This window comes from Shewanella chilikensis, from assembly GCF_002836945.1.
GTDB lineage: Bacteria > Pseudomonadota > Gammaproteobacteria > Enterobacterales > Shewanellaceae > Shewanella > Shewanella chilikensis.
In genome coordinates this window covers 68,415-89,115 of sequence record NZ_NIJM01000008.1, presented here as the reverse complement: position 1 = coordinate 89,115, position 20,701 = coordinate 68,415, and the positions used below count along the sequence as shown (strand labels likewise).

The window sequence follows — 20,701 nt, the reverse complement described above, 5'->3', positions numbered from 1 at the left end:
CTCAAGTAACGAGTGGCGCCCTTTCTATATCTTCAGCAGCCGGTAAATGCAGCGCTTCCTGTCTTCAGCGCTTAAACCCCAGGTAAAAAAGCGTCTTAGTCTGATTGCTGCTCAAGCCAGTTATCGAGCGCCAGCAACGATGCCGCTACGCAATCTGTCAGCTCAGTGAGTTCCTCGTCGCGTAAAGGTTTGCCAGCCTTGATGGACTGTTCCAGTGCGGCGCAGCGCAAGTGCAGCGCTTCAAGCCCCATGTTACCGCTGCTGCCCTTGAGTGCGTGCAGCTTGGCGGCCATGATATCCCGTTGCCCATCTGCCGCCTGTAAAGCTTGCAGCTGCGCATCACTGCTGTCCACAAACTGTTGCCGCATCTCCAGCAAAGTGGCCTTGCTGAGCACCTGCAGGTCCTGCTCAAGTTGCTCCAGCGCCAGCCATTGGGCGTTGTCCGTATTGCGGGATCTAAGGCCCGGCGCTTGAGAGTCCTCTTCCTTAGGGCACTCATCGCTCTGATTCGAGCCGGAGACAACCCCGAGCCAGTTGGCCAGAGCCTGCAATCCCAAGGGCTTACCCAGGACTATATCAAAGCCCATGGCCTGGTAATCAGCCATATCCTGAGTCTGCAACTGGGCGGTAAAGGCGGCAATCGGCACCTTGGTGCCCAGCTGTTGCCTTAGCTCAGGCAACAGCTCACTGCCGGAGCCGTCACTCAGCTGTAAATCCAGCATCACGGCATCGAATGGGCCTGACGTGTTATCAAGCAACACATTCCGTGCCTCTGCCAAACTGACACACAAGAGTGACTCATGCCCAAGATGCGCCAAAAAGCCCTGAGCCACCAAGGCATTAACCCTATTATCTTCCACCAGCAGCACCCGCTTGGCGATTTCACTCTGTGGCAGGCTACTCGATTGTTGCTCCCCCTGCTCACAGGGCTGAAGCGGCACACTGAAACTGAAACGGCTGCCCTGCCCCGGCGTACTGATGACTTCGATGGCGGGAGCATCCCCACTCTCACGGCCATTCATCAGTTGCACCAGGTCACGGCTGATACTCAGCCCAAGCCCGGTTCCCCTGGCACTGGCATGGGTCGCCTCTGTGGCATAAGGAGTAAACAGACGTGCCATAGCCTCGGGGCGGATACCGATACCTGTATCGGTCACGCTGAAGCACAGGCGCGCACCTTCAATACTGACCTCCAGAGTCACACTGCCCTTGGTGGTAAACTTAATGGCATTGCCCAGAAGGTTAAACAGTACCTGCCTGAGCTTGGGCCCATCTAGCCAGACCCATTCGGGCAATTCCGGCTTTAACAGCCTGAGCTCAAGCCCGGCAAGATTGGCCCCGGCCAACATGATGGCGGTCACTTCGTTGAGCAGTGCCGGCAACTCCACGGCCCTTGGCTCATTGATCAGCCTGCCCTGCTCCAGACGGGAGAAGTCGAGGATGTCATTGAGCACGGTTTGCAGTTGAGTGCCACTGTACTGGGACAGCGCCAACATCTGCCGCGCCTTGGCGGGTAACTCCGCCTGCCCCAGCAGACTCAGGGTGCCTAGCAAGCCGTTAAGCGGCGTGCGTATTTCGTGGCTCATGGTGGCCAAAAACAGCGACTTGGCCTGACTGGCCTCTTCCAGCTGGGCGTTGGTCTGGGCGAGCTCGCGGGTTCGCTCGGCCACCTTCCGCTCCAGCGCCAGCTTATGCTCGGTCAACTCAGCAGCGGTGCGTTGCAGATCCTGCTGCAACTTTTGATTATGGGCCGTTTTCTGTTTGAAGGCTTCCAGCGCCGAGGCCATGGCGGTAAGTTCATCATCACCGTAAGAGCGTATGCTGACATTGGTATCACCAAGACTCAGGCGACTGAGAGCCTGGGTGGCATCGCTCAAGCGCCGGGCGATACCCTTATAGATAACCTGCCAACTGACAAACAGGATCAGCAGTAACATCAAGGCGCCCGTTCCCCAGAGCCCGGCGCTGGCCCAATTGAGCTGCCCCAAAAAGTCGCGTCTGGCCAAACTCAGCTGTTGCTGCTGGCCCTCGAGGGCGGCATCCACGGTTTGCTCCATCGACTTGAGGTTGTCCGAAATCACCAGTTGCCTTTGCTCCAGTTGCTGCTGCAACTGCCATATAGATTCGGCCAATTGTTGGCCGGCAGTCACCTGATCAAGACGAGCAAATTCGGCCTCGAGCGCCTCGGCTCTACCTGGGTCCCGAACCAAATCGGCCACAGGAATGCGCTTGAGCAATCCCGGGGACAGGGCATCATCGGTCAACGGCGCCTGATTGATGGCACCGACCAAGTCTTGCGGCGCATCGGCCGCGGCAAATATCTGCCCGAGCAAGGCTATCTTATGAGTCAGTTTCAGGGCGCGGTTGAGCTGCTCGGCGCTGCTGAGATCCAGCTCTATAATGTCATCCACTGCCGCCGCCCCCGGAATCTGGCTTAGCTTGGCAATAATGACTGAGTCCAGCACCGCCAGCTCGGAGCGCAGCAGATTGTCGGCCTGCTTGGAAGCCTGTACCAATAAAAGTCCTTTCTGTTTCAGCGCTTGGGTACGCTCAAGCCGCTCCCCCGTCTGCTCGCCGAGTAAGGTCAGCTCAGCGATAATGGTGGCCGCCGCCTGTTTCAGATTGGCTGAATCCGGCACCGCCAACTGCTCCAGGGTCGCAATCGCCGCCAACATGCGATTGCTTTCTAGCGACAGACGGCGCCCCAAATATTGGCGCTGTTTTTCATCGGCAGCCGTGCCCAGGCGCTGGGCATTCTCTGCCAGCGAGGTGGCCGATTGCGATAGCTGCCGCGCGGCTTCTGATGCGGGCAAGGCCTTCTCATAAAGAAAACTGTCGGCGCCCTTGACCCAGTAAAGGCTCAAGTTGCCCAGAGTCACCAGTAATAACAGCAGCAGCGCCAACAAACAAAACGCCAGCATCAGACGGCCGGTCAGGCTGCTAAGCCATGAAGATAAAGGTCTCACTTGTTATCCTTGTTGATACTGGTTCGCATAGGCATTGACTCACTCAAACATCCAGCAGGAATGCTATGGTAGAATACTTGCATCATATATCAGGATCTTCCCCATGAGCCAATTTGCCACCAAGTTCGAGGCTGTGTTGCCTGCAACTAAAAGACTGCTGCTGTGGTTATTGGCTCTGCTGATGTTTATCCCTGCCGCACTGGCCAATGAAACCTGGGAGCTGGAGCAACGCAGTCCTTTCAACGAAGCAATCCAGCAGGCCAGTCCTCTGACCCACACGCCACTCACCAAAGCCAATAAACCCTGGAAACTGTGCGCTTTGGTGCCGCATCTGAAAGATGCTTACTGGATAGGGATTGACTATGGCTTGGCAAAACAGAGCCAAGCCTTGGGGCTCGGGCTGGAACTCCATGAAGCCGGCGGCTATGGCAACAACCAGACCCAGTTGGCACAACTCAAATCCTGCCTCGATGGTGATGCCGATGCGATTTTGCTCGGCGCCGTCAGCCCACACCTGCTTGAGGGCCATACGCTTGAGCTGACCAAGCCTGTGTTGGCGCTGGTGAATCAGTTGGCTGACCACCGGGTACAAACCCATATAGGAGTCAACTGGTATCAGATGGGTTATCTGATCGGTGAGTATCTCGCATCTACCCCGCACAAACGCCTGGCTATGCTGGCGGGCCCCGAAGGCCGTGGCGGTACCGATCTGGTGGAAAAAGGTGTCAAACAAGCACTGCAAGACAGCCAGGTGGAGATTGTGGCCGTGATGCATGCCGACAACAACCGTAATCTCTACCGGGATCAGCTCAATCTGTTGCTCAATCAAAACATGCAGCCGCTGCCGCAAGCCTTGCTCGGCAGTGCCGTTGCTATTGAAGCCGCCATGGGCACTCTCAGGCAGAGAAGCCTGACCAACCAATTGGCGCTGGTGAGCAGCTATCTGTCGCCGGATATACTGCGAGGGCTCAAGCGCAACAAGGTCGCTTATGCCAATGATGACAGAGTTGTACTACAGGGGCGACTGGCGGTCGATCTCGCCGTCAGGCTGTTGCAGGGGGAAAAGGCGTTTGGTGATATAGGCCCGGCAATTTTGCAGTTGCGCCCGGATAACCTCAAAAACATGCAGTTGGATGACAGTTTGGCCCCGGCGGATTTCTATCCGGTATACAGAGTGGAAGCCAAGGGCTCAGAACTCAGTCGCTGACATCGGCGGCAAACAGATAACCTTCACCATGCACAGTGACAAACAGCTCTGGACTCAGCTTGCTGCGCAAGCGCCGAATAATCACATCTATGGTGCGGTCGTTGACATCCTGATCCCTGTGGCTGGTTTGCTGCATCAAGCGCTCTCTCGAGAGCACCTGCTGCGGATGCAGGGCAAAAGCCACCAGCAGCTCAAACTCGGCCTTGGTCAACTTGATAACTTGCCCATCCAGGCTCAAGCGACGACTGTTAAGCTGCAGGTGATAACCCTCAAAATAGAGATTGTCGTCCGAGCGCGACAATTGCTCAGCCGTTTGCTGCTGAGCCTTCTTCACCAGAGAGATGCGCCAGAGCAGGTTTTTGACCCTGACCCTGAGCTCGCGAAACTCAAACGGCTTGGTGACATAATCATCGGCGCCCATCTCCAGGCCCACTATCTTATCTATCGCCTCATCCCGGCCGGTTACCAGAATAATGCCCACATCTGAGCGGCTGCGCAGCTCACGGGTCAGCATCAGGCCATCATCCCCCGGCATATTGATATCCAGCATCACCAGATCCACATGCTGTTGTTGCAGTTGCTGCCACATCTGCTCACCGTCGGCGGCTTCCATCACCTGGTAACCATCTTTTTCAAAATAGCCTTTTAAACGAGTCCGAATGATAGCTTCATCGTCCACTATCAATATGCGGTATGCCATACTTGTATTCCAACCGGCTGGGATAGAGGCCATTATTCACAATTTTTCATATTTTGTCTGTAGCGGATAGATATTTGACCTGAGTTCGGTGCCAAGCGCTTTTTATGTGGCTACAATAAGGACGAATCAAAAATTAAAGGACTGAGTATGGATGAAAAGCGCAAGTTTTCACGGATCCTGTTTACCATAGATGCCCAGCTGAGCTGCGACAACAAGGTATGGAGCACCCATTTGCTGGATCTCTGTCTCAATGGCGCCATGGTGGAAGAACCTGCCGATTTCGCTCCAGAAGGTGTATTGGCGCTGAGTTTTTGCCTACCCCAGTCCGAAGTAGAACTGTGCATGGAGGCTGACGTCGTGCATCGCCGCAACGGCCTCTTGGGCCTCAAGTGCGCCCTTATCGATATTGAGAGTATCAGTCACTTAAGAAGGCTATTGGAGCTGAATCTTGGCGATGCCTCACTGCTGCACCGCGAATTGGAACAGTTTATTGCCGAACATGAACAGAGCCGCTGAAGCGGCTCCTGCTTCACAGGTCACAGGGCGGCAATAGCCCTGCTTGCCGGGCTATGACTCACATAGCAATCACATAGCGCTCACATAGCCCCGAGTGCCTCGCTGAGTTTGCTCACCCCTATCACCTGCATCCCCTGAGGCGGCTTTTTCGGCATATTGGCCTTGGGCACTATCGCCCGGGTAAAGCCATGCTTGGCAGCTTCCACCAAACGCTCCTGACCATTGGGCACAGGACGTATCTCGCCGGAAAGGCCCACTTCGCCGAACACCACCAGATCCCTGGGCAGAATATCACCACGGAAACTGGAAACCATGGCCAGCAACAGAGTCAAATCGGCGCTGGTTTCTGTCACCTTGACACCACCGACCACGTTAACAAATACATCCTGATCCGACATCTGTAAGCCGCCATGACGATGCATTACCGCCAGCAACATAGCCAAACGGTTGGCATCCATCCCCACGGCAACCCGCCGCGGATGCGACAGTGCCGAGCTGTCCACCAACACCTGCAGTTCCACCAGCAGCGGCCGGGTGCCCTCCCAAACCACCATCACCAAGGAGCCGGAGGCGGCTTCATCGGCGCGAGACAGAAATATCGCCGACGGATTGGCCACTTCCTTGAGCCCCCGCTCCGTCATGGCGAACACCCCCAGTTCATTGATGGCGCCAAAGCGGTTCTTGTGGGAGCGCAGGGTACGGTAGCGGCTATCGCTGTCCCCTTCAAACATCACCGAGCAATCTATGCAGTGCTCCAGCACCTTGGGGCCTGCCAGAGAGCCGTCTTTGGTGACATGGCCGACCATGATGATGGCGATACCATTTTGCTTGGCAAAACGGGTCAGAAAGGCGGCCGATTCGCGAACCTGGGCCACACTGCCGGGGGAGGACTGCACATCACTGATATGCATCACCTGAATCGAGTCTATCACTATGACCTTGGGCTTCTCCCGCAGTGCCACAGTGCAGATAGTCTCGACACTGGTTTCGGACAACATCTTCAAGCGCCCTGTGGGCAGGCCCAAACGATGGGCTCGCATCGCCACTTGCTGCAAAGATTCCTCGCCGGTGACATAAAGAGCCGGCATGGTCTCGGCCAGCTGACATAAAGTCTGCAGCAGCAAGGTACTCTTGCCGGCCCCCGGATGTCCGCCAATCAGGATGGCACTGCCGGCGACTATTCCGCCACCGAGCACACGGTCAAATTCGATAAAGCTGCTGGGGATCCTCGGCACTTCGTTGAGATCTATCTGATCCAGCGTTTGGATCTCACTGGCACCGGCACCGGCACCGGCATAACCACTGAACTGACCGCCCCGGGATGGTGTAGCCGCCCCCAGCCTGACTTCGGTAATGGTATTCCATTCATGACAGGCACTGCACTGCCCCTGCCAACGGGGAAAGTCCTGGCCACATTCGTTGCACACGTATGCTGTTTTATTCTTCGCCATCTGGGTTCAAACTTGTGTAAAATCTGTAATAGTTAATTAAAATAATTGCACTTTCAAAGTGATACTTTCAGAGTAATAATCCCGAATTGGGTTCAAGCTTCCCAAAGCCGGGCCGACATAAGACTAACAGTCAGCACAAGAATAAGCACCCCTTAAAGAGCGAGTCCATGAGTCCAGATCACCACAGCGCCCTGATTGAACAACTCAAGCCCCTGATGATGGAGCCGGACTTCAGTGAGATCTTCTTGCAGCTCACCGCAGAAGAGTCCAACTCGACCCGCTTTCTGTTGAAAATGGAAATCCAGCGCCTGGCTTCCCCCTGCCTGAGGATTATTGACCTCAGAGACAAGTCGGAACTGCCCTGCCAGGAGTATCACTTTGCCGACCAACGCCACTTCCTCGATGTCCCGGCCAAAGAGGCCTTTGATGCCGCACTGGCGCTGTACCGCAACCAATACACTATGGGGGTATACGAACAGGTGATGGAGGCTCATCACCAGCGCCGCCAACGGCTGCAGCAAACGCCCCGCAATCAGGAAGGACAGGGGAATCCCTATCTGGTACCCGGGATTGTGCTGGGGCGCTACTTCAACCGCAGTGAAGAGCGGATGAACTACAGCATCAAGATATCGGTTTCCCAAGCCGGCAGAGAGGAGGTGCGCGGCAATACCGCAGATCTCTCCGTCGGTGGCGCCAGAGTGCGTCTGCCCGCCAGACATAACTTAGATCTTAACCGGCCGCTGCGGGTCAAGCTGCTGGATCTCAGCGATGAATACTATTACCGGGATCTGCAACTCGGGGTCGACTACCAGATAGTCGATGCCCAGACAGAGCAGGACACCTGCTGGATGCGGCTCAAACGCATCGGCGGCAGTAAGCAGCTCTCCGAGCTACTTGCCAACCTTATTCGCGGTTATAAGTTCCGTTACAAGGTGGATGTCAACGATGTACTGACAACAGCAACAGGACTGGGGTTCGAGCGCCATTACTTGGCCCATCTGCCGCACCTGCCGCTGTTTATCGAACAGGACAGCCAAGGCAATCCTGCTATTGGTGCTCTGCTGCTGAGTAGGGACAATCAGGCACTGTTGCACGATTTCCTCGATGAAGCCGATATCAACCAATTGCCGGGACTGCTGAGCAAGCAGAGACTGGCGGCCATGCTCGCCGAGCCGGGCAACGCCGACCACAGATTGCTGTTCAGCTTTACCTATAACGCCCGTGGTCAACTCTACTTCTACTCAGCCAGCCTCAGCGAACTGAAAAAAAGCCGCCTGCAACCTCTGTTTTTGGGTTTTGGTGCCACCAAGGGCAGTTGGAAGGTTATCCAGGTGAGTCTGGACGCCATAGACCACCAGGGTTCCTATAAGGCCTCCATGCTACCGGGCGATGACAGCAACTACTCGGCGCTGACAGAGCAACAGCTGCAAAAATACAGCCACATACTGCAACTGATGGATGTGACCGACGAACAGGCCGCCGAAGAGTATCGTCGCTGGCCGTTCAAGATGGATGCCAATGAGCTCAAGCGTTTCGGCCAAGCCAAAATTACCACCAACAGTATCCGATTGGTGTCCATGTATTTCAGCGAACGGCGCCAGGAAGCCAGGTTCTCCTTCAAGACCTTGGTCAACATCAGTCAGGGCAAACAGCAATACACAGGGATCACCCATGATATTTCCAGTCGTGGCCTGCAGCTGAATCTGGATGAAAACGCGACTCTCAATCCCAAGGAGCCGCTACTGCTCAGCTTTCCCAAGCTGCAGGCACTGGCGCCCAAGGCCAAACTTCAGGCGTTGCCCTATCGATTGGTGCGCAGTCGTAAAAACGGTGTCACCCTGCATCTGGCGGCGGTGATGGGTCACACGCCTCATCCGGGCGTGGAGTTTTTACATCGGCTGATAGCGCAGAACCGCGAGAAATTGCAGCAACTGACAGAGGATAACTCTGAGGTCAAAGAACTGGCCGAAGCGATGAAAAACCTCTTGATGCGCAAACTGCATTCAGTGCCTTTCCTTGTGGAAAAAACCGTCAAGTCTTTCCGTTTGTCGGCGCTGGGGGTCGGCGTAGAACCGGATGCCGTCAGCGACTTGTTCGCCAACAGCAGCGCTGAGCAATTGCAGTTCAATCTCGAACCTTTACTGCAAGACGGCCGTCTAAAGCGCGACTTTATCGGCCCGATACGGGCGATGAAGCCGCAGATGACCATGGACAGCTTCGAAGTCTTTGTGCAGTTGGTGCGCCAATCCAGCGGCCAGTTGCGGCTGCGTTGCACTACCCGCCATGAACTGGCGGAGCGTCAGGCCCAAGTGGATTTTATCCGTCAGGCGCAGTCGCTCGGCAGCTTTATGGCCTTAAAGGTCTATCGCGGCGCCGCCGGTAAGCCGGATCTGGGCTATATCCGCCGCGAGCTGGAATATATAGGTGTCCATGCCAAGCACAAGGCCAAGAAGCTCGAAGAGATGCTGTGGCGGGTAGTGGGTGTCGGCGAGTTTTTGGAAATCACCAGCGAGGTCTTGCTGCGCTACCCGGAATTAAATCCAGAGGCTCAGTCACTGACGCTGGAAAGCTCAAAACCCTGATACCAAGCGAGCACCTTGTTGAAATGATCGTTTGGTGCATCCACATGGGTCAGCATATCCGCATGACCATAGTCGTGGCGATTGCCGTTTTCCCGTGACAGCAAGGTAAAGCGACTATTTTGCAAGCCGCATTCGGCCATCATATCCAGCACATCTTCTGGATTACCGAGTACAGTGTCATTCTGTCCGGCGATAAACCAACTCTTGGGCCAAGTGGCTTTGGCGGCAGCCCGGCCATAATCGAAACCATCGTCATGATCTATCCAATCACCGCGCACCCAATCTATGCTCTGCTGCAGCGAAGCCCGGCTCTCGTTATCCATGCCCATGCGCCACTTGTCGGCTGCGAGATAGCCGTGACCGGCAGCAATGCCGGGAGCCAAGCGGTTCCAAACCAGATCCACCATCAGCCACTTTTTCAATGACCTGACTCTTATGGTGCGCTTGCTACCAAAGGTTAGCAGTGATGCCACCGACGCTTGCAGTTCAGGAAACCGTGCCAAGGCGCTGGCCATCAGCACCCCGCCCCAGGAATGGGCGCACCAATGCAGCTTGTCCAGAGACTCGGCCTTAAGCAGATATTGTTGCACCAAGGGCAGTTGTTCACGGATGACCTCACCTTGTCCAAGCTCAAACCCGCGCGCCAGCTTAGGCGTGCTGAGGCCACGACCTGCACTATCCATTACATAAACGGTAAAGCCCGCCTGAGCCAGAAAAGGCGCCAGCCCTCGGCCTCTGCTGCTGTAAAACACCCGGCCATTGGACATGGCACCATGCAACATCAAAATCGGGATCTGATGCCGAAAGCCGGCTGCGGGAAAAATTTTGCGAAGATGCAGTTCACCATCACGATAAGGCAGAAAGATTGATTGCTGTACAGTTTCCATGGAGTGTGTCGTCACCGGGTTCTATAGCAAAAGCTAATGAATCCCGGTCATAAAAACAAGAGCAATCACTCTAGTTTTAACTGTTAACGCTTCAGCGCCCTTGCAGCAAGAAAGGTAATGCCTGCAGGCCCAGCTTATTGATCTTCGCCGCAGCGACAGAGGCCAGCTTAGGTTTGGCATGATAGGCAATACCAAAATCGGCTGCCTGCACCATGGGGATGTCGTTGGCGCCATCGCCTATGGACAGCCTTTGCCCGGCAGCTATCTGCCACTGCCCGGCGCATTTTGTCACCACATCGGCCTTGAAGGCGGCATCCACCACTTGGCCGCGAACCTCGCCGAGCAACTTGCCATCGCTTATTACCAGTTCATTGGCAAAGGCGGCATCCAACCCAAGCAACTGCTGCAGATGGCCGACAAAAGGGGTAAAACCACCTGAGGCCACCACAGTGCGCCAGCCATGGGATTTGAGCTCGGCTATCATGCTCTCAAGCCCGGGACTCAGAGGTAAACGGGCACAGAGATCATCAATAATACTCTGGTCGGCGCCCTTGAGCTTGGCCACCCTCTGGCGCAAGCTCTGCTCGAAATCCAATTCGCCCTGCATCGCCCGTTCGGTCACTTGTGCCACCTCGGCGCCCACGCCGGCGGCGGCCGCCAATTCATCGATACACTCAATAGTAATGGCGGTCGAGTCCATATCCATCACCAACAGCCCCGGAGTCGAAAGCTGCGGCAAACTCGCTGTCGCTGCAATGGACAGGTAATCCAGCTCGCCAATTGACTCAAGACGATTGTGCATGGCTTGACAGATGCCCACCTCGAGCAGCAACTCGAGCCCATACAAGGATTGCTCGCGCTGCAAAATCGCCACCGCCCTCGGTGCCAACTCGGGAAGCAAATCGGCAACAGCAGCCGCAGCCTTTTCATTGAAGATCAGCCGTAATCGCTCACCTTGGGCATGTTGCCCTTCCTTGAATGCCGGCCAAGTATGCTGCTGCAGACTCAAGACATAGACACCATTCTGACGTTGACTGGCCAACAGGGGAAAAGGTAAGACTGACTCCATGGTCACTGCTCTCCGGCTATCGGGCATACCCATAATCCATTATGATTAGGGAAACACCGAATTTGATTAAGGGACAAAGTATTGTTGTTCAAGGGCCTTAAAAAAAGCCAGAAGATCAGCAGACTGCTGCAGATCGCCATAGCCGTCACTCTGCTGGTCGGCCTGGTCCAGCTGTGGCAGACAAGCCTACTACAAGGGCAGCGGCTTCTGAAGACCCAAACCCAAAAGATGGCCAGATTATTGGTGCAACAAACAGCCTATGGTGCCGCACCGGCGTTGCAACTGCAAAATGATGAGCAGTTGCAATGGCTGGCCAGCGCCCTGGTGGAAGATCCCAAGGTGATGGCGGCGACTATCTACAGTGAGGATGGTCAGCGGCTATCCTTTGCCCAGGATGTCAGCCCCGAGTTGCTGGAGCCGGATTCCCCGGAACTGGATGATCTGCTGGCACCCTACCCTCCTTATGTCGAGCCGGTGATCCAGCAAGGTAACAACCTGGGCTTTGTCGAAGTCAGGCTGGATCCCAAGCTGTTTTTCAATGAGATCCAGGAAGCCCATGAGCTGAATATGGAGCAGCAGCAACTGATGCTGATAGTAGCAGGCTTTATCGGCCTGTTATTATCACGGGCGCTGTCGTTCAAACGTGCCGACTTTGACCGCCGTCGCACCCGGGTCAAGCGCAGGCGCAAAAAGCTCAAGCAGCAAGACAAAGTAACCGCCAAGGAAACCTTGGATACTGAACCGATTGCTGCTGAAAGCCAAGATTCAGCCACGGATACCGGCGAATCCCAGACAGAGCTTGACGCTGAATCCAACACCAATATGTCACCCAAACAGGCAGAAAAGCCGGCCAACGCCTTGGCCGCAAAGGCGACCAGGTCAGAGCGCTCTGAAGTAAACACTGAACCTGAGACTGGCAATAACGCCGCGACCAACAAAGCAGCTGAACAAGCCAGCGATAGCCTGATCCCGGATCCTGTCGATGCGGACAATCCCCGCAGTAAAGGTCCCAGGACAGAAGTAGCCCCCAAACGGGAGTCACAAACTGCAGAAGCAAACAAAAATAACGAGTAGCCCAAGAGCCAGCTTCAGCTGCAGAGCCGCACTCCAGGAATAAGTGGAAAGGCTTAAAAACAATAAGGGCTCCCGAGGGAGCCCTTATGATGTCAGTTGGTTACCGGATTACAGAGTAATCGCAGCATCCAGCGTCATGACGATCATATCGTTGAAAGTGGTTTGACGCTCATCAGAGCTGGTCTTTTCACCGGTACGGATATGGTCGGAAACAGTTACCACACAAAGAGCGCGGGCACCGAATTCATGGGCAACACCGTAGAGACCGGCAGCTTCCATTTCCACACCCAGTACCCCCATCTTTTCCATCACGTCGAACATTTCTGGATCCGGAGTGTAGAAGAGATCGGCAGAGAACACGTTACCTACACGAATTTTGGTACCGTGAGCCTTGGCTGAGTCAACCACGGCGCTCATCAGCTCATAGTTGGCGATAGCGGCAAAGTCCTGGCCCTTGAAACGCAGGCGGTTCACCTGAGAGTCGGTGCAGGCACCCATACCGATAATCACATCGCGCACTTTAACATCAGTGCTGATTGCACCACAGGTGCCCACACGGATCAGGTTCTTGACACCATAGTCCTTGATGAGCTCTGTGGCATAGATGGAGCAGGAAGGGATCCCCATGCCTGAACCCATCACAGAGATACGCTTACCTTTGTAAGTACCGGTAAAACCAAGCATGTTACGTACGTCGGTAACCTGCTCTACGTTTTCCAGGAAGGTTTCGGCAATGTACTTGGCCCGCAATGGATCGCCAGGGAAAAGTACGGTTTCAGCGAATGCGCCGTCAACTGCATTAATATGTGGTGTTGCCATCGAAATAACCCCGTTAGTTTTATAAAGACTCAAGTCTGTTTATTAAAGACGGCTCCGGCGAGGGAGCCAAATCTTGTCAGCGAATAAATGATTCGCCGTATTCCATTGGTTCCAGCTTGAAGTAGCTGGCAATGGATTGGCCGATATCGGCAAAACTCTTGCGACGCCCCAATGAGCCGGCACTCAAACCTGCGCCATAGGCCAAAACCGGCACATGTTCGCGGGTATGATCTGTGCCTTCCCAGGTAGGGTCGCAACCATGGTCTGCAGTCAGGATAAGCAAATCATCCTTATTCAGCAGTGCCAGGATTTCAGGCAATCTTGCATCGAAGTATTCCAATCCCCGGGCATAACCTGCCACATCACGGCGGTGGCCATAGTGGGAATCGAAATCCACGAAGTTGGTGAAGACTATGGTGTTGTCACCGGCAGCCTTGACCTGCTCCAGTGTAGCATCGAATAGAGCCTCCAGGCCCGAGGCCTTAACCTTGCTGGTGATACCGCAATGGGCATAAATATCGGAAATTTTACCGACACTGACCACTTGGCCGCCGGCGGCTTTCAGCTTATCCAGCACAGTTTTCGCCGGTGGCTCTACCGCGTAGTCACGGCGATTGCCGGTGCGGGCAAAATCGGCGGCGCCGCTGCCAACAAAAGGTCGCGCTATAACTCGGCCGATATTATATGGCTCAAGCTCTTCACGGGCGATTTCACACAAACGGTAGAGGTTTTCCAGGCCGAAGCTTTCTTCATGGCAGGCAATCTGGAACACGGAGTCGGCCGAGGTATAGAAGATAGGCAGGCCGGAACGCATATGTTCTTCACCCAATTCTTCCAGAATCGCAGTACCGGATGCGTGACAATTGCCGAGGAAACCGCCAAGGCCGGCGCGCGCCAGGATCTTATCGGTCAACTCTTTGGGGAAAGAGTTTTGTTTGTCGCTGAAATAGCCCCAATCAAACAGCACGGGAACACCGGCCATCTCCCAGTGACCACTGGGGGTATCCTTGCCTGAGCTCAGCTCTTCAGCATGGCCATAGGCGCCTATCAGCTCGACATCGGCGTCAAACCCGGGGGCAAACTGACCTGTGCTTTCCATGGCGGCATGTGCCAGCCCCAGACGGCTAAGGTTGGGTAACTTCAGCGGCCCTTCACGGCCATCATTGGCACGCCCTTCGGCACACTCTTTGGCGATATGACCAAAGGTATCTGAACCCAGGTCACCAAACTTGGCAGCATCACCGGCTGCGCCGACGCCGAAGGAATCCAGCATTAAAATAATGGTACGTTTCATACTACTTCTCCTGGAGATCGGCAGCGCGGATGGCGCGATAGATCTCCGGTGTTTTCTCAGGGGCGCTGTCGCCAATGACTATGGCTCTGCGCACCGCGGCAGCGGCTTCTTCGAAGGCGCTTTCTGACTGGGCATGCACCATTGCCAGCGGCTTGTCAGCATTGATTTCATGTCCCAGGGCACAAACCTGTGTCAGGCCGACGCTGTAATCCAGGGCATCACCTGGCTTACGACGACCACCACCCAGAGTGACCACAGCCAAGCCGAGTTCACGGGTATCCATGCTGTAAGCAAAGCCGGAACGCTCGGCATACACAGGACGAATAATCTTGGCCTGAGGCAAGTATTTTTCAGGATGTTCGACAAAATCGACCGGGCCGCCCAGTCCGGAAACCATACGGGCGAAGATCTCGGCGGCCTTGCCATTATCCAGCACGGCGTTGAGCTTACTGCGGGCCTCGGCCTCATTGGCGGCAAGGCCACCGAGCAGCAACATCTCACTGCAAAGTCCCATGGTGACTTCGTAGAGGCGCGGATTACGATATTTGCCGGTAAGGAAGTTCACCGCCTCAAGCACTTCGACCGCGTTCCCGGCGCAGGAGGCCAACACCTGGTTCATATCTGTCAGCAAAGCCGTGGTCTTGGTACCTGCACCATTGGCAACCGCAACAATAGAACGAGCCAGTTCCTCGGATGCCTGATAAGTAGGCATAAAGGCACCGCTGCCCACTTTGACGTCCATCGCCAGCGCATCCAGGCTACAAGCCAGCTTCTTCGACAGTATAGAGGCGGTGATAAGCGGGATGGATTCGACAGTGGCCGTGTTGTCACGAATGGAATAGAAACGCTTGTCGGCAGGGACCAGATCGCCGGTTTGACCGATAATGGCCACACCGACCTCTTTAACCACCTTACGGAACAGTTCGCTGTCGGGCTCAGTCTGATAGCCGGGGATGGCGTCAAACTTATCCAGAGTGCCACCTGTGTGGCCCAGACCACGACCGGAAATCATGGGAACATAACCGCCGCAGGCTGCCGCCATGGGGCCAAGCATCAGGCTGATAACATCGCCCACGCCGCCTGTGCTGTGTTTGTCTATGACAGGGCCGTCGAGCTGCAGGCTATCCCAATTGAGCACAGTGCCGGAATCACGCATAGCCGTCGTCAGTGCGATGCGCTCATCCATGCTCATGTCGTTAAAATACACCGCCATCCCGAATGCAGCTATCTGACCTTCAGACACGCTGTTATCGGTAATGCCTTTGACAAAGAACTGGATCTCCTCCTTGGAAAGCGCCATTTTTTCACGTTTTTTACGGATTATCTCTTGTGCCAGAAACATAATACTGCCTCCTTTCTGCTGCAACCTTGTCTAAAGAAGCTGTTACAGCATTGGGGTTGGACGTCAAATGTGTAGTAATTTTATTACAGATACTAACCAAGTTTTGACGTCCCCAAATAGACTTGGATCACAATCAGCGGGGATTAGTAACCTTGAGTCGGTGCTGGAGCGTCAGCCAGTTCCAGTGTGTGCAGCAGACTGGCCAGCAGGCTGGATGCACCGAAGCGGAAAGTCCGGGGTGAAACCCAGTCACTGCCCAGAATACGCTCGGCTACGCCAAGAAATTCAGCGGCTTGGGCGGCATCACGCACACCACCGGCGGGCTTGAAGCCTACAGCTGGATTCTTCTCACTGATGACGGTCAGCATGATTTCAGCCGCTTCAAGAGTGGCATTGACAGGTACTTTACCGGTAGAGGTCTTGATAAAGTCAGCGCCGGCATCGATAGACAACTCGGAAGCCTTGCGAATAAGCGCCGGGTCTTTCAGTTCGCCGGATTCGATGATCACTTTCAACAGCACATTGTCACCACAGGCTTCTTTGCAAGCCTTTACCAGCTCAAAACCAACAGTTTCGTTGCCTTCCATCAGCGCACGATAAGGGAATACCACATCCACTTCATCAGCACCGTAGGCGACTGCTGCACGAGTTTCCAGCACCGCGATAGCTATGTCATCATTGCCGTGGGGAAAGTTGGTGACTGTGGCAATACGGATATCATCTGCGCCCATGGCATCCAGAGTCTTGCGCGCGATAGGAATAAAGCGTGGATAAATGCAGATAGCAGCGGTATGACCGGCCGGAGTATTGGCCTTATGACACAGTTCGATCACCTTTTGATCGGTATCATCATCATTCAAAGTGGTCAGGTCCATCAGTTGGATGGCGCGCTGTGCTGCTTGTTTTAAATCGCTCATAATTGCTCTCCGAGACATAAAATCAAAGGATTAAAAATCTGTCTTGGCAGCGCCAGAGGGGCTTTGTGGTTATTGTTATGGCCGGGCCTTCGGGCGACGCCTGCATTTGACTGCAAATCATCTTTGTAGGGTATTCAACCTTGATAACGAGTATCACGACTTGAATCCTTGAAGACCGGGAAGGGGGAACTCAAGTTCCTTGCCTTGCCGCGAAAAATCCTTTTTAACGCGAGAAATCTGTCAACCTTTACGTAAACAAGCTGAACCAGCTTCCGGCTATTAATCCGGGTTCATTGAACCCAATTCACTATAGCTCAGGCTTAGGTAAAGATTAAGTCAGAGCAAAATAAAAACGGGGGTCACCCAAGTGGGTCACCCCCATCTGCGATTAGAACTTGTAGGTCGCGCTCAGGTAATGAGACCAACCTGTAGATTCCAGAGCCAGAGCACCGGCACCGTCTTCGATCAGGTATACGTCTTTAAAGCCTTTCAGGCCATAACCCAGAGCGTAGCGATCTGAATGCCAGTACAGACCGAAGAATACGTTACCGCCATTGGTAGAAGTTGGTACGAAAGCTGTCTTGTTTTCGTCAGCACCGAACTGGTAGTCGATGTAACCCTGGAATGACAGGAAGCTCTTGTTGTCGAAGAAGTAGAAAGGCTTGAACCAGTTCATAGAGAACTGATAACCGTTCCATTCTTTATTGTTCAGGTCGTAGTATCCATACAGGTTCATGCCGGTTTTGCCCAGCCATGGCACCATAACGTCAGCACCCACACCCCAGAAAGAGCTGTTAACACCAGTGCCGTCACCGTCGTTAATCAGGCCGTCCCAGTTAAACAGAGTAGAGAAGTAAACTTCTTGAACTGGGCCGAAAGACAGATCTTTACCGAATACGGCATCCAAGGAGATACGTGGTGCAAATTTCATGAACAGCTTGCTGCTGCCTGAACCTGGGTTCTTGTCACCGTCGTTGGTGTACTGGTTACCCAGGTTAAACACGTCAATATAACCATACAGGTCAAAGATACCGGAACGACCACCAAACTCCATTTCCAGGTAGTTGTGCTGATCACCTGTAGCTGGGTTATCGGGCTTCTCACCGATAGAATACATCAGGTTGAACTGCATCCACTTGTAATCACTGCCGTGCAGATCAGAACGATCAGCGGCGTAAGCATTGCCTGACATGGCGGCGACCGCGGTAGCGGCTAAAGCTAAAGTTTTAACGTTTTTCATCATCAACCCCATTCATCTTTGGTTCTCGCCACCCTCTTGGAGCGGCATTCTTTTAATTGGCGCCCGCATTCTACCTTCTCCATCCAAAACCACAAGAAAGACAAAAATAAAATGCGAACACTAAATTTTATATTTGAACAAAAGTACCCATTTCACTCACTAGCCAGAAATATCTGTACTCTTGTTCTGCTCATCTTGCCAACCATAGGTTGGCATATGAGCCAAGCAAAGCTAAGTTTGGAAATCGATTGGGTTAACAAGAGGCCTGCGAATTCAGGCCTCTGTTCACTACCGTCTTACAGTGCCAGGAACAAACCTGCCAGAGTCGCACTCATCAGGTTAGCCAGAGAACCGGCAACCACGGCGCGCAGACCCAGTTTAGCCAGGTCGTGACGACGATTTGGTGCCATAGCCCCCAAGCCGCCCAGCAGAATTGCGATAGAAGACAAGTTAGCAAAGCCACACAGAGCGAAAGAGACAATCGCCATTGTACGGGCTGTCATTGGCGCCTGAGTCTCAGCCACACACATAGGCAGCTCTTTAGTGACATCAGCGGCTACTGTAGTACAAGCCATAGCAGCATCATGGATGAAAGGAGCGAAGTTCATGTAAGCCACAAACTCGTTGACCACTATCTTCTGACCGATGAAAGAACCTGCAATCATGGCTTCATTCCAAGGCACACCAATGAGGTAAGCCAGCGGCATGAAGATATAGCCAAGGATCAGTTCCAGGGTAAGGTTTTCCATGCCGAACCATCCGCCGATACCACCTATAATACCGTTGATCATGGCAATCAAACCGATAAAGGCCAGCAGCATAGCACCAACGTTCAGCGCCAGGTGCATACCGGAAGAAGCACCGGCTGCAGCAGCGTCAAGCACGTTGGCTGGCTTGTCCGGATCGTCCGGCAGTTCATCCATGTCGTTCTTGGCGGTTTCGGTCTCTGGGTGCATCAGTTTGGCCATCAACAAGCCACCTGGAGCGGCCATGAAAGATGCCGCAACCAGATACTGAATAGGTACACCCATCTGCGCGTAACCGGCCAGAACAGAACCAGCGATAGATGCCAGACCACCGACCATAATGGCGAACAGCTCAGATTGAGTCATGGTAGGAATGAAGGGACGAACCACCAGAGGTGCTTCGGTCTGACCCACGAAGATATTGGCAGTGGCAGACATAGACTCGGTACGGCTGGTACCCAGGGCCTTCTGCAAGGCACCGCCTATGATGCGGATAATCCACTGCATGATGCCCAGATAATAGAGCACAGCGATCAGAGAAGAGAAGAACACTATGATTGGCAGCACGTTTACTGCGAAGATAAAGCCGACTTTGAAGTTAGCCAAATCACCAAACAGGAAACCGATACCATTTTGTGCATAACCGATAACACTGGAAACAGCGTCGGAGATACTTTTCAGGATATCTTTACCGACCGGCACATACAGCACAAAGCCACCGAAAGCGGCCTGAATCGCCAGTGCACCACCGACTGTTCTAAGATTGATTGCTTTCTTGTTGTTGGACAACAAGAAACCAATCGCGAGTAGGGTGACCACCCCTACCAAGCTCATAAGTATATTCATTAACCATCACCCTATTGTTAACGCTTTTTAATTATGTTGTTAACCAACCTTTTTCCGAGCAAGATTATACCCGACCTCCGGGGCAAAATCGTCGTTTTGATCAAGTTTTTGAAGTTAATTTTCAAAAGTTTAGTCACCGCATGTAATGCGAGTTACACCTGTTCCATTAAAAAAAACTAAAGCTCAAACAGTTGCATTAGATTCTGTTGGAGGTGTTCTGATATTAGAACATTGCTGTTTTTCTGCAAATTCGCCATTTCGGCTATTATTTGTACCAGCGTCAGAGGGGTATTGCGCTTTTCCGGCAGGAAATGAGGTGTCATTGAGGGTGAATCTGTCTCGACCAAGAGCGCATCTAGAGGTAATTTGCTAACTGTGTCACGTAACTTTTTTGCGTTTTTATTCAGCAATAAGCCACCAATCCCCAATTTGAAACCCAGTTCCAGATAAGCGATTGCTGTTTCATAAGAGCCGTTGAATGCATGAATCACTCCGCCACGCGGCAGCGAATACTGTTTCAACATTCCCAAGAGTTCATTATGGCTTTTCACCGAATGCAGTATCAGTGGCAGCTTCAACTCTGCCGCCAAGGCCAACTGCCCATCAAGCACTCGGTATTGTAAATTCCAAGGGACATACGCCGGGTTATCTGGTGCAAGCTCTGCCTTAGGTTTGTCCAAACCGCACTCGCCAATTCCCACCATCAAAGAGTCATTCGCTGTCATGAGCTCGGTTCTCAGTGCTGCAAGGGATTGGTCGCATTCAATGAGGGTTTTCGGGCAATACCAGGGATGGATCCCCAAGGTATAAGGCAGTTGCAGTTGGTGAGCAATCGCTTTCTGTTTTGACCAATGTTCACTGCTAACACCGGGAATAATGGCCCCACCAATACCGGCGGCCTTCATCGCGGCCATGAGGGCTCGCCTGTCATGATCAAATTCACTGAAATCCAGATGAGCATGGGAGTCAAAGATCATGTTGCTTTCCTTCTTTTTGTCCGTCTGCCAGAGGATCTTTCTGCTTACGTTTCGTTAATGGCGGATCA

At 53.6% G+C, this 20,701-nt stretch carries 16 protein-coding genes; 4 read left to right on the top strand and 12 right to left on the bottom strand.

Annotated elements, in window-relative coordinates; all coding sequences use genetic code 11:
• Nucleotides 1–95: 95 nt before the first annotated feature.
• The gene (gene torS, locus CX651_RS04645) at nt 96–2,966 is read right to left on the bottom strand and encodes a TMAO reductase system sensor histidine kinase/response regulator TorS (protein ID WP_101054003.1); all 2,871 of its coding nucleotides are present in this window, start codon (nt 2,964–2,966) and stop codon (nt 96–98) included.
• 181 nt (nt 2,967–3,147) lie between these two features.
• Here torS and torT point away from each other — a divergent pair, with 181 nt between their 5' ends.
• Nucleotides 3,148–4,173: a TMAO reductase system periplasmic protein TorT gene (gene torT / locus CX651_RS04640; RefSeq protein ID WP_215774485.1), complete on the top strand. Its 1,026-nt coding sequence runs from the start codon at nt 3,148–3,150 to the stop codon at nt 4,171–4,173.
• Here torT and torR read toward each other — a convergent pair.
• Nucleotides 4,163–4,873 carry a two-component system response regulator TorR gene (gene torR, locus CX651_RS04635; RefSeq protein ID WP_071238053.1) on the bottom strand — a complete coding sequence of 237 codons (711 nt, stop codon included), beginning with the start codon at nt 4,871–4,873 and terminating at the stop codon, nt 4,163–4,165. The two genes, torT and torR, sit on opposite strands and share 11 nt — an antisense overlap.
• A gap of 147 nt (nt 4,874–5,020) precedes the next feature.
• Between torR and CX651_RS04630 the strand changes: the two genes are divergently transcribed.
• Complete coding sequence (locus CX651_RS04630) at nt 5,021–5,389, top strand: PilZ domain-containing protein (protein WP_101053997.1); 369 nt, start codon at nt 5,021–5,023, stop codon at nt 5,387–5,389.
• Nucleotides 5,390–5,469: 80 nt separating this feature from the next.
• On the opposite strand, the gene radA is transcribed toward CX651_RS04630, so the two are convergent.
• Nucleotides 5,470–6,840 carry a DNA repair protein RadA gene (gene radA, locus CX651_RS04625; RefSeq protein ID WP_101053994.1) on the bottom strand — a complete coding sequence of 457 codons (1,371 nt, stop codon included), beginning with the start codon at nt 6,838–6,840 and terminating at the stop codon, nt 5,470–5,472.
• 167 nt (nt 6,841–7,007) lie between these two features.
• Here radA and CX651_RS04620 point away from each other — a divergent pair, with 167 nt between their 5' ends.
• Entirely contained in the window at nt 7,008–9,422 is a 2,415-nt protein-coding gene (locus tag CX651_RS04620; RefSeq protein WP_101053991.1) for a PilZ domain-containing protein, read from the top strand.
• On the opposite strand, the gene CX651_RS04615 is transcribed toward CX651_RS04620, so the two are convergent.
• Both CX651_RS04615 and serB read right to left on the bottom strand, forming a co-directional pair.
• The gene (locus CX651_RS04615) at nt 9,389–10,309 is read right to left on the bottom strand and encodes an alpha/beta fold hydrolase (protein WP_101053988.1); all 921 of its coding nucleotides are present in this window, start codon (nt 10,307–10,309) and stop codon (nt 9,389–9,391) included. The two genes, CX651_RS04620 and CX651_RS04615, sit on opposite strands and share 34 nt — an antisense overlap.
• Before the next feature lie 91 nt (nt 10,310–10,400).
• The gene (gene serB, locus CX651_RS04610; protein ID WP_101053985.1) at nt 10,401–11,378 is read right to left on the bottom strand and encodes a phosphoserine phosphatase SerB; all 978 of its coding nucleotides are present in this window, start codon (nt 11,376–11,378) and stop codon (nt 10,401–10,403) included.
• 81 nt (nt 11,379–11,459) lie between these two features.
• Between serB and CX651_RS04605 the strand changes: the two genes are divergently transcribed.
• On the top strand, nt 11,460–12,452 hold the full coding sequence (locus tag CX651_RS04605) for a YtjB family periplasmic protein (RefSeq protein ID WP_101053981.1): 993 nt from the start codon (nt 11,460–11,462) through the stop codon (nt 12,450–12,452).
• Nucleotides 12,453–12,560: 108 nt separating this feature from the next.
• Here the strand turns inward: CX651_RS04605 and deoD are convergent, their stop codons facing one another.
• The 7 genes from deoD to CX651_RS04570 all read right to left on the bottom strand — a co-directional run bounded on the left by deoD (nt 12,561) and on the right by CX651_RS04570 (nt 20,630).
• On the bottom strand, nt 12,561–13,271 hold the full coding sequence (gene deoD, locus CX651_RS04600; RefSeq protein ID WP_039033651.1) for a purine-nucleoside phosphorylase: 711 nt from the start codon (nt 13,269–13,271) through the stop codon (nt 12,561–12,563).
• A gap of 76 nt (nt 13,272–13,347) precedes the next feature.
• Nucleotides 13,348–14,565, bottom strand: a complete 1,218-nt coding sequence (locus tag CX651_RS04595; protein ID WP_044733933.1) for a phosphopentomutase — start codon at nt 14,563–14,565, stop codon at nt 13,348–13,350.
• A 1-nt stretch (nt 14,566) separates the two neighbouring features.
• Nucleotides 14,567–15,907 carry a thymidine phosphorylase gene (deoA, locus tag CX651_RS04590; protein WP_025009943.1) on the bottom strand — a complete coding sequence of 447 codons (1,341 nt, stop codon included), beginning with the start codon at nt 15,905–15,907 and terminating at the stop codon, nt 14,567–14,569.
• Nucleotides 15,908–16,050: 143 nt separating this feature from the next.
• Nucleotides 16,051–16,824 (bottom strand): deoxyribose-phosphate aldolase, encoded by a 774-nt coding sequence (gene deoC / locus CX651_RS04585; protein ID WP_101053978.1) that lies wholly within the window; start codon nt 16,822–16,824, stop codon nt 16,051–16,053.
• Nucleotides 16,825–17,212: 388 nt separating this feature from the next.
• Complete coding sequence (locus tag CX651_RS04580; protein WP_101054056.1) at nt 17,213–18,064, bottom strand: nucleoside-specific channel-forming Tsx family protein; 852 nt, start codon at nt 18,062–18,064, stop codon at nt 17,213–17,215.
• Between the two features lie 296 nt (nt 18,065–18,360).
• A complete protein-coding gene (locus CX651_RS04575; protein ID WP_039033647.1) occupies nt 18,361–19,656 on the bottom strand; it encodes a NupC/NupG family nucleoside CNT transporter in 1,296 nt (431 codons plus the stop codon).
• A gap of 176 nt (nt 19,657–19,832) precedes the next feature.
• Nucleotides 19,833–20,630 (bottom strand): TatD family hydrolase, encoded by a 798-nt coding sequence (locus CX651_RS04570; RefSeq protein ID WP_165565987.1) that lies wholly within the window; start codon nt 20,628–20,630, stop codon nt 19,833–19,835.
• Between the last annotated feature and the right edge of the window lie 71 nt (nt 20,631–20,701).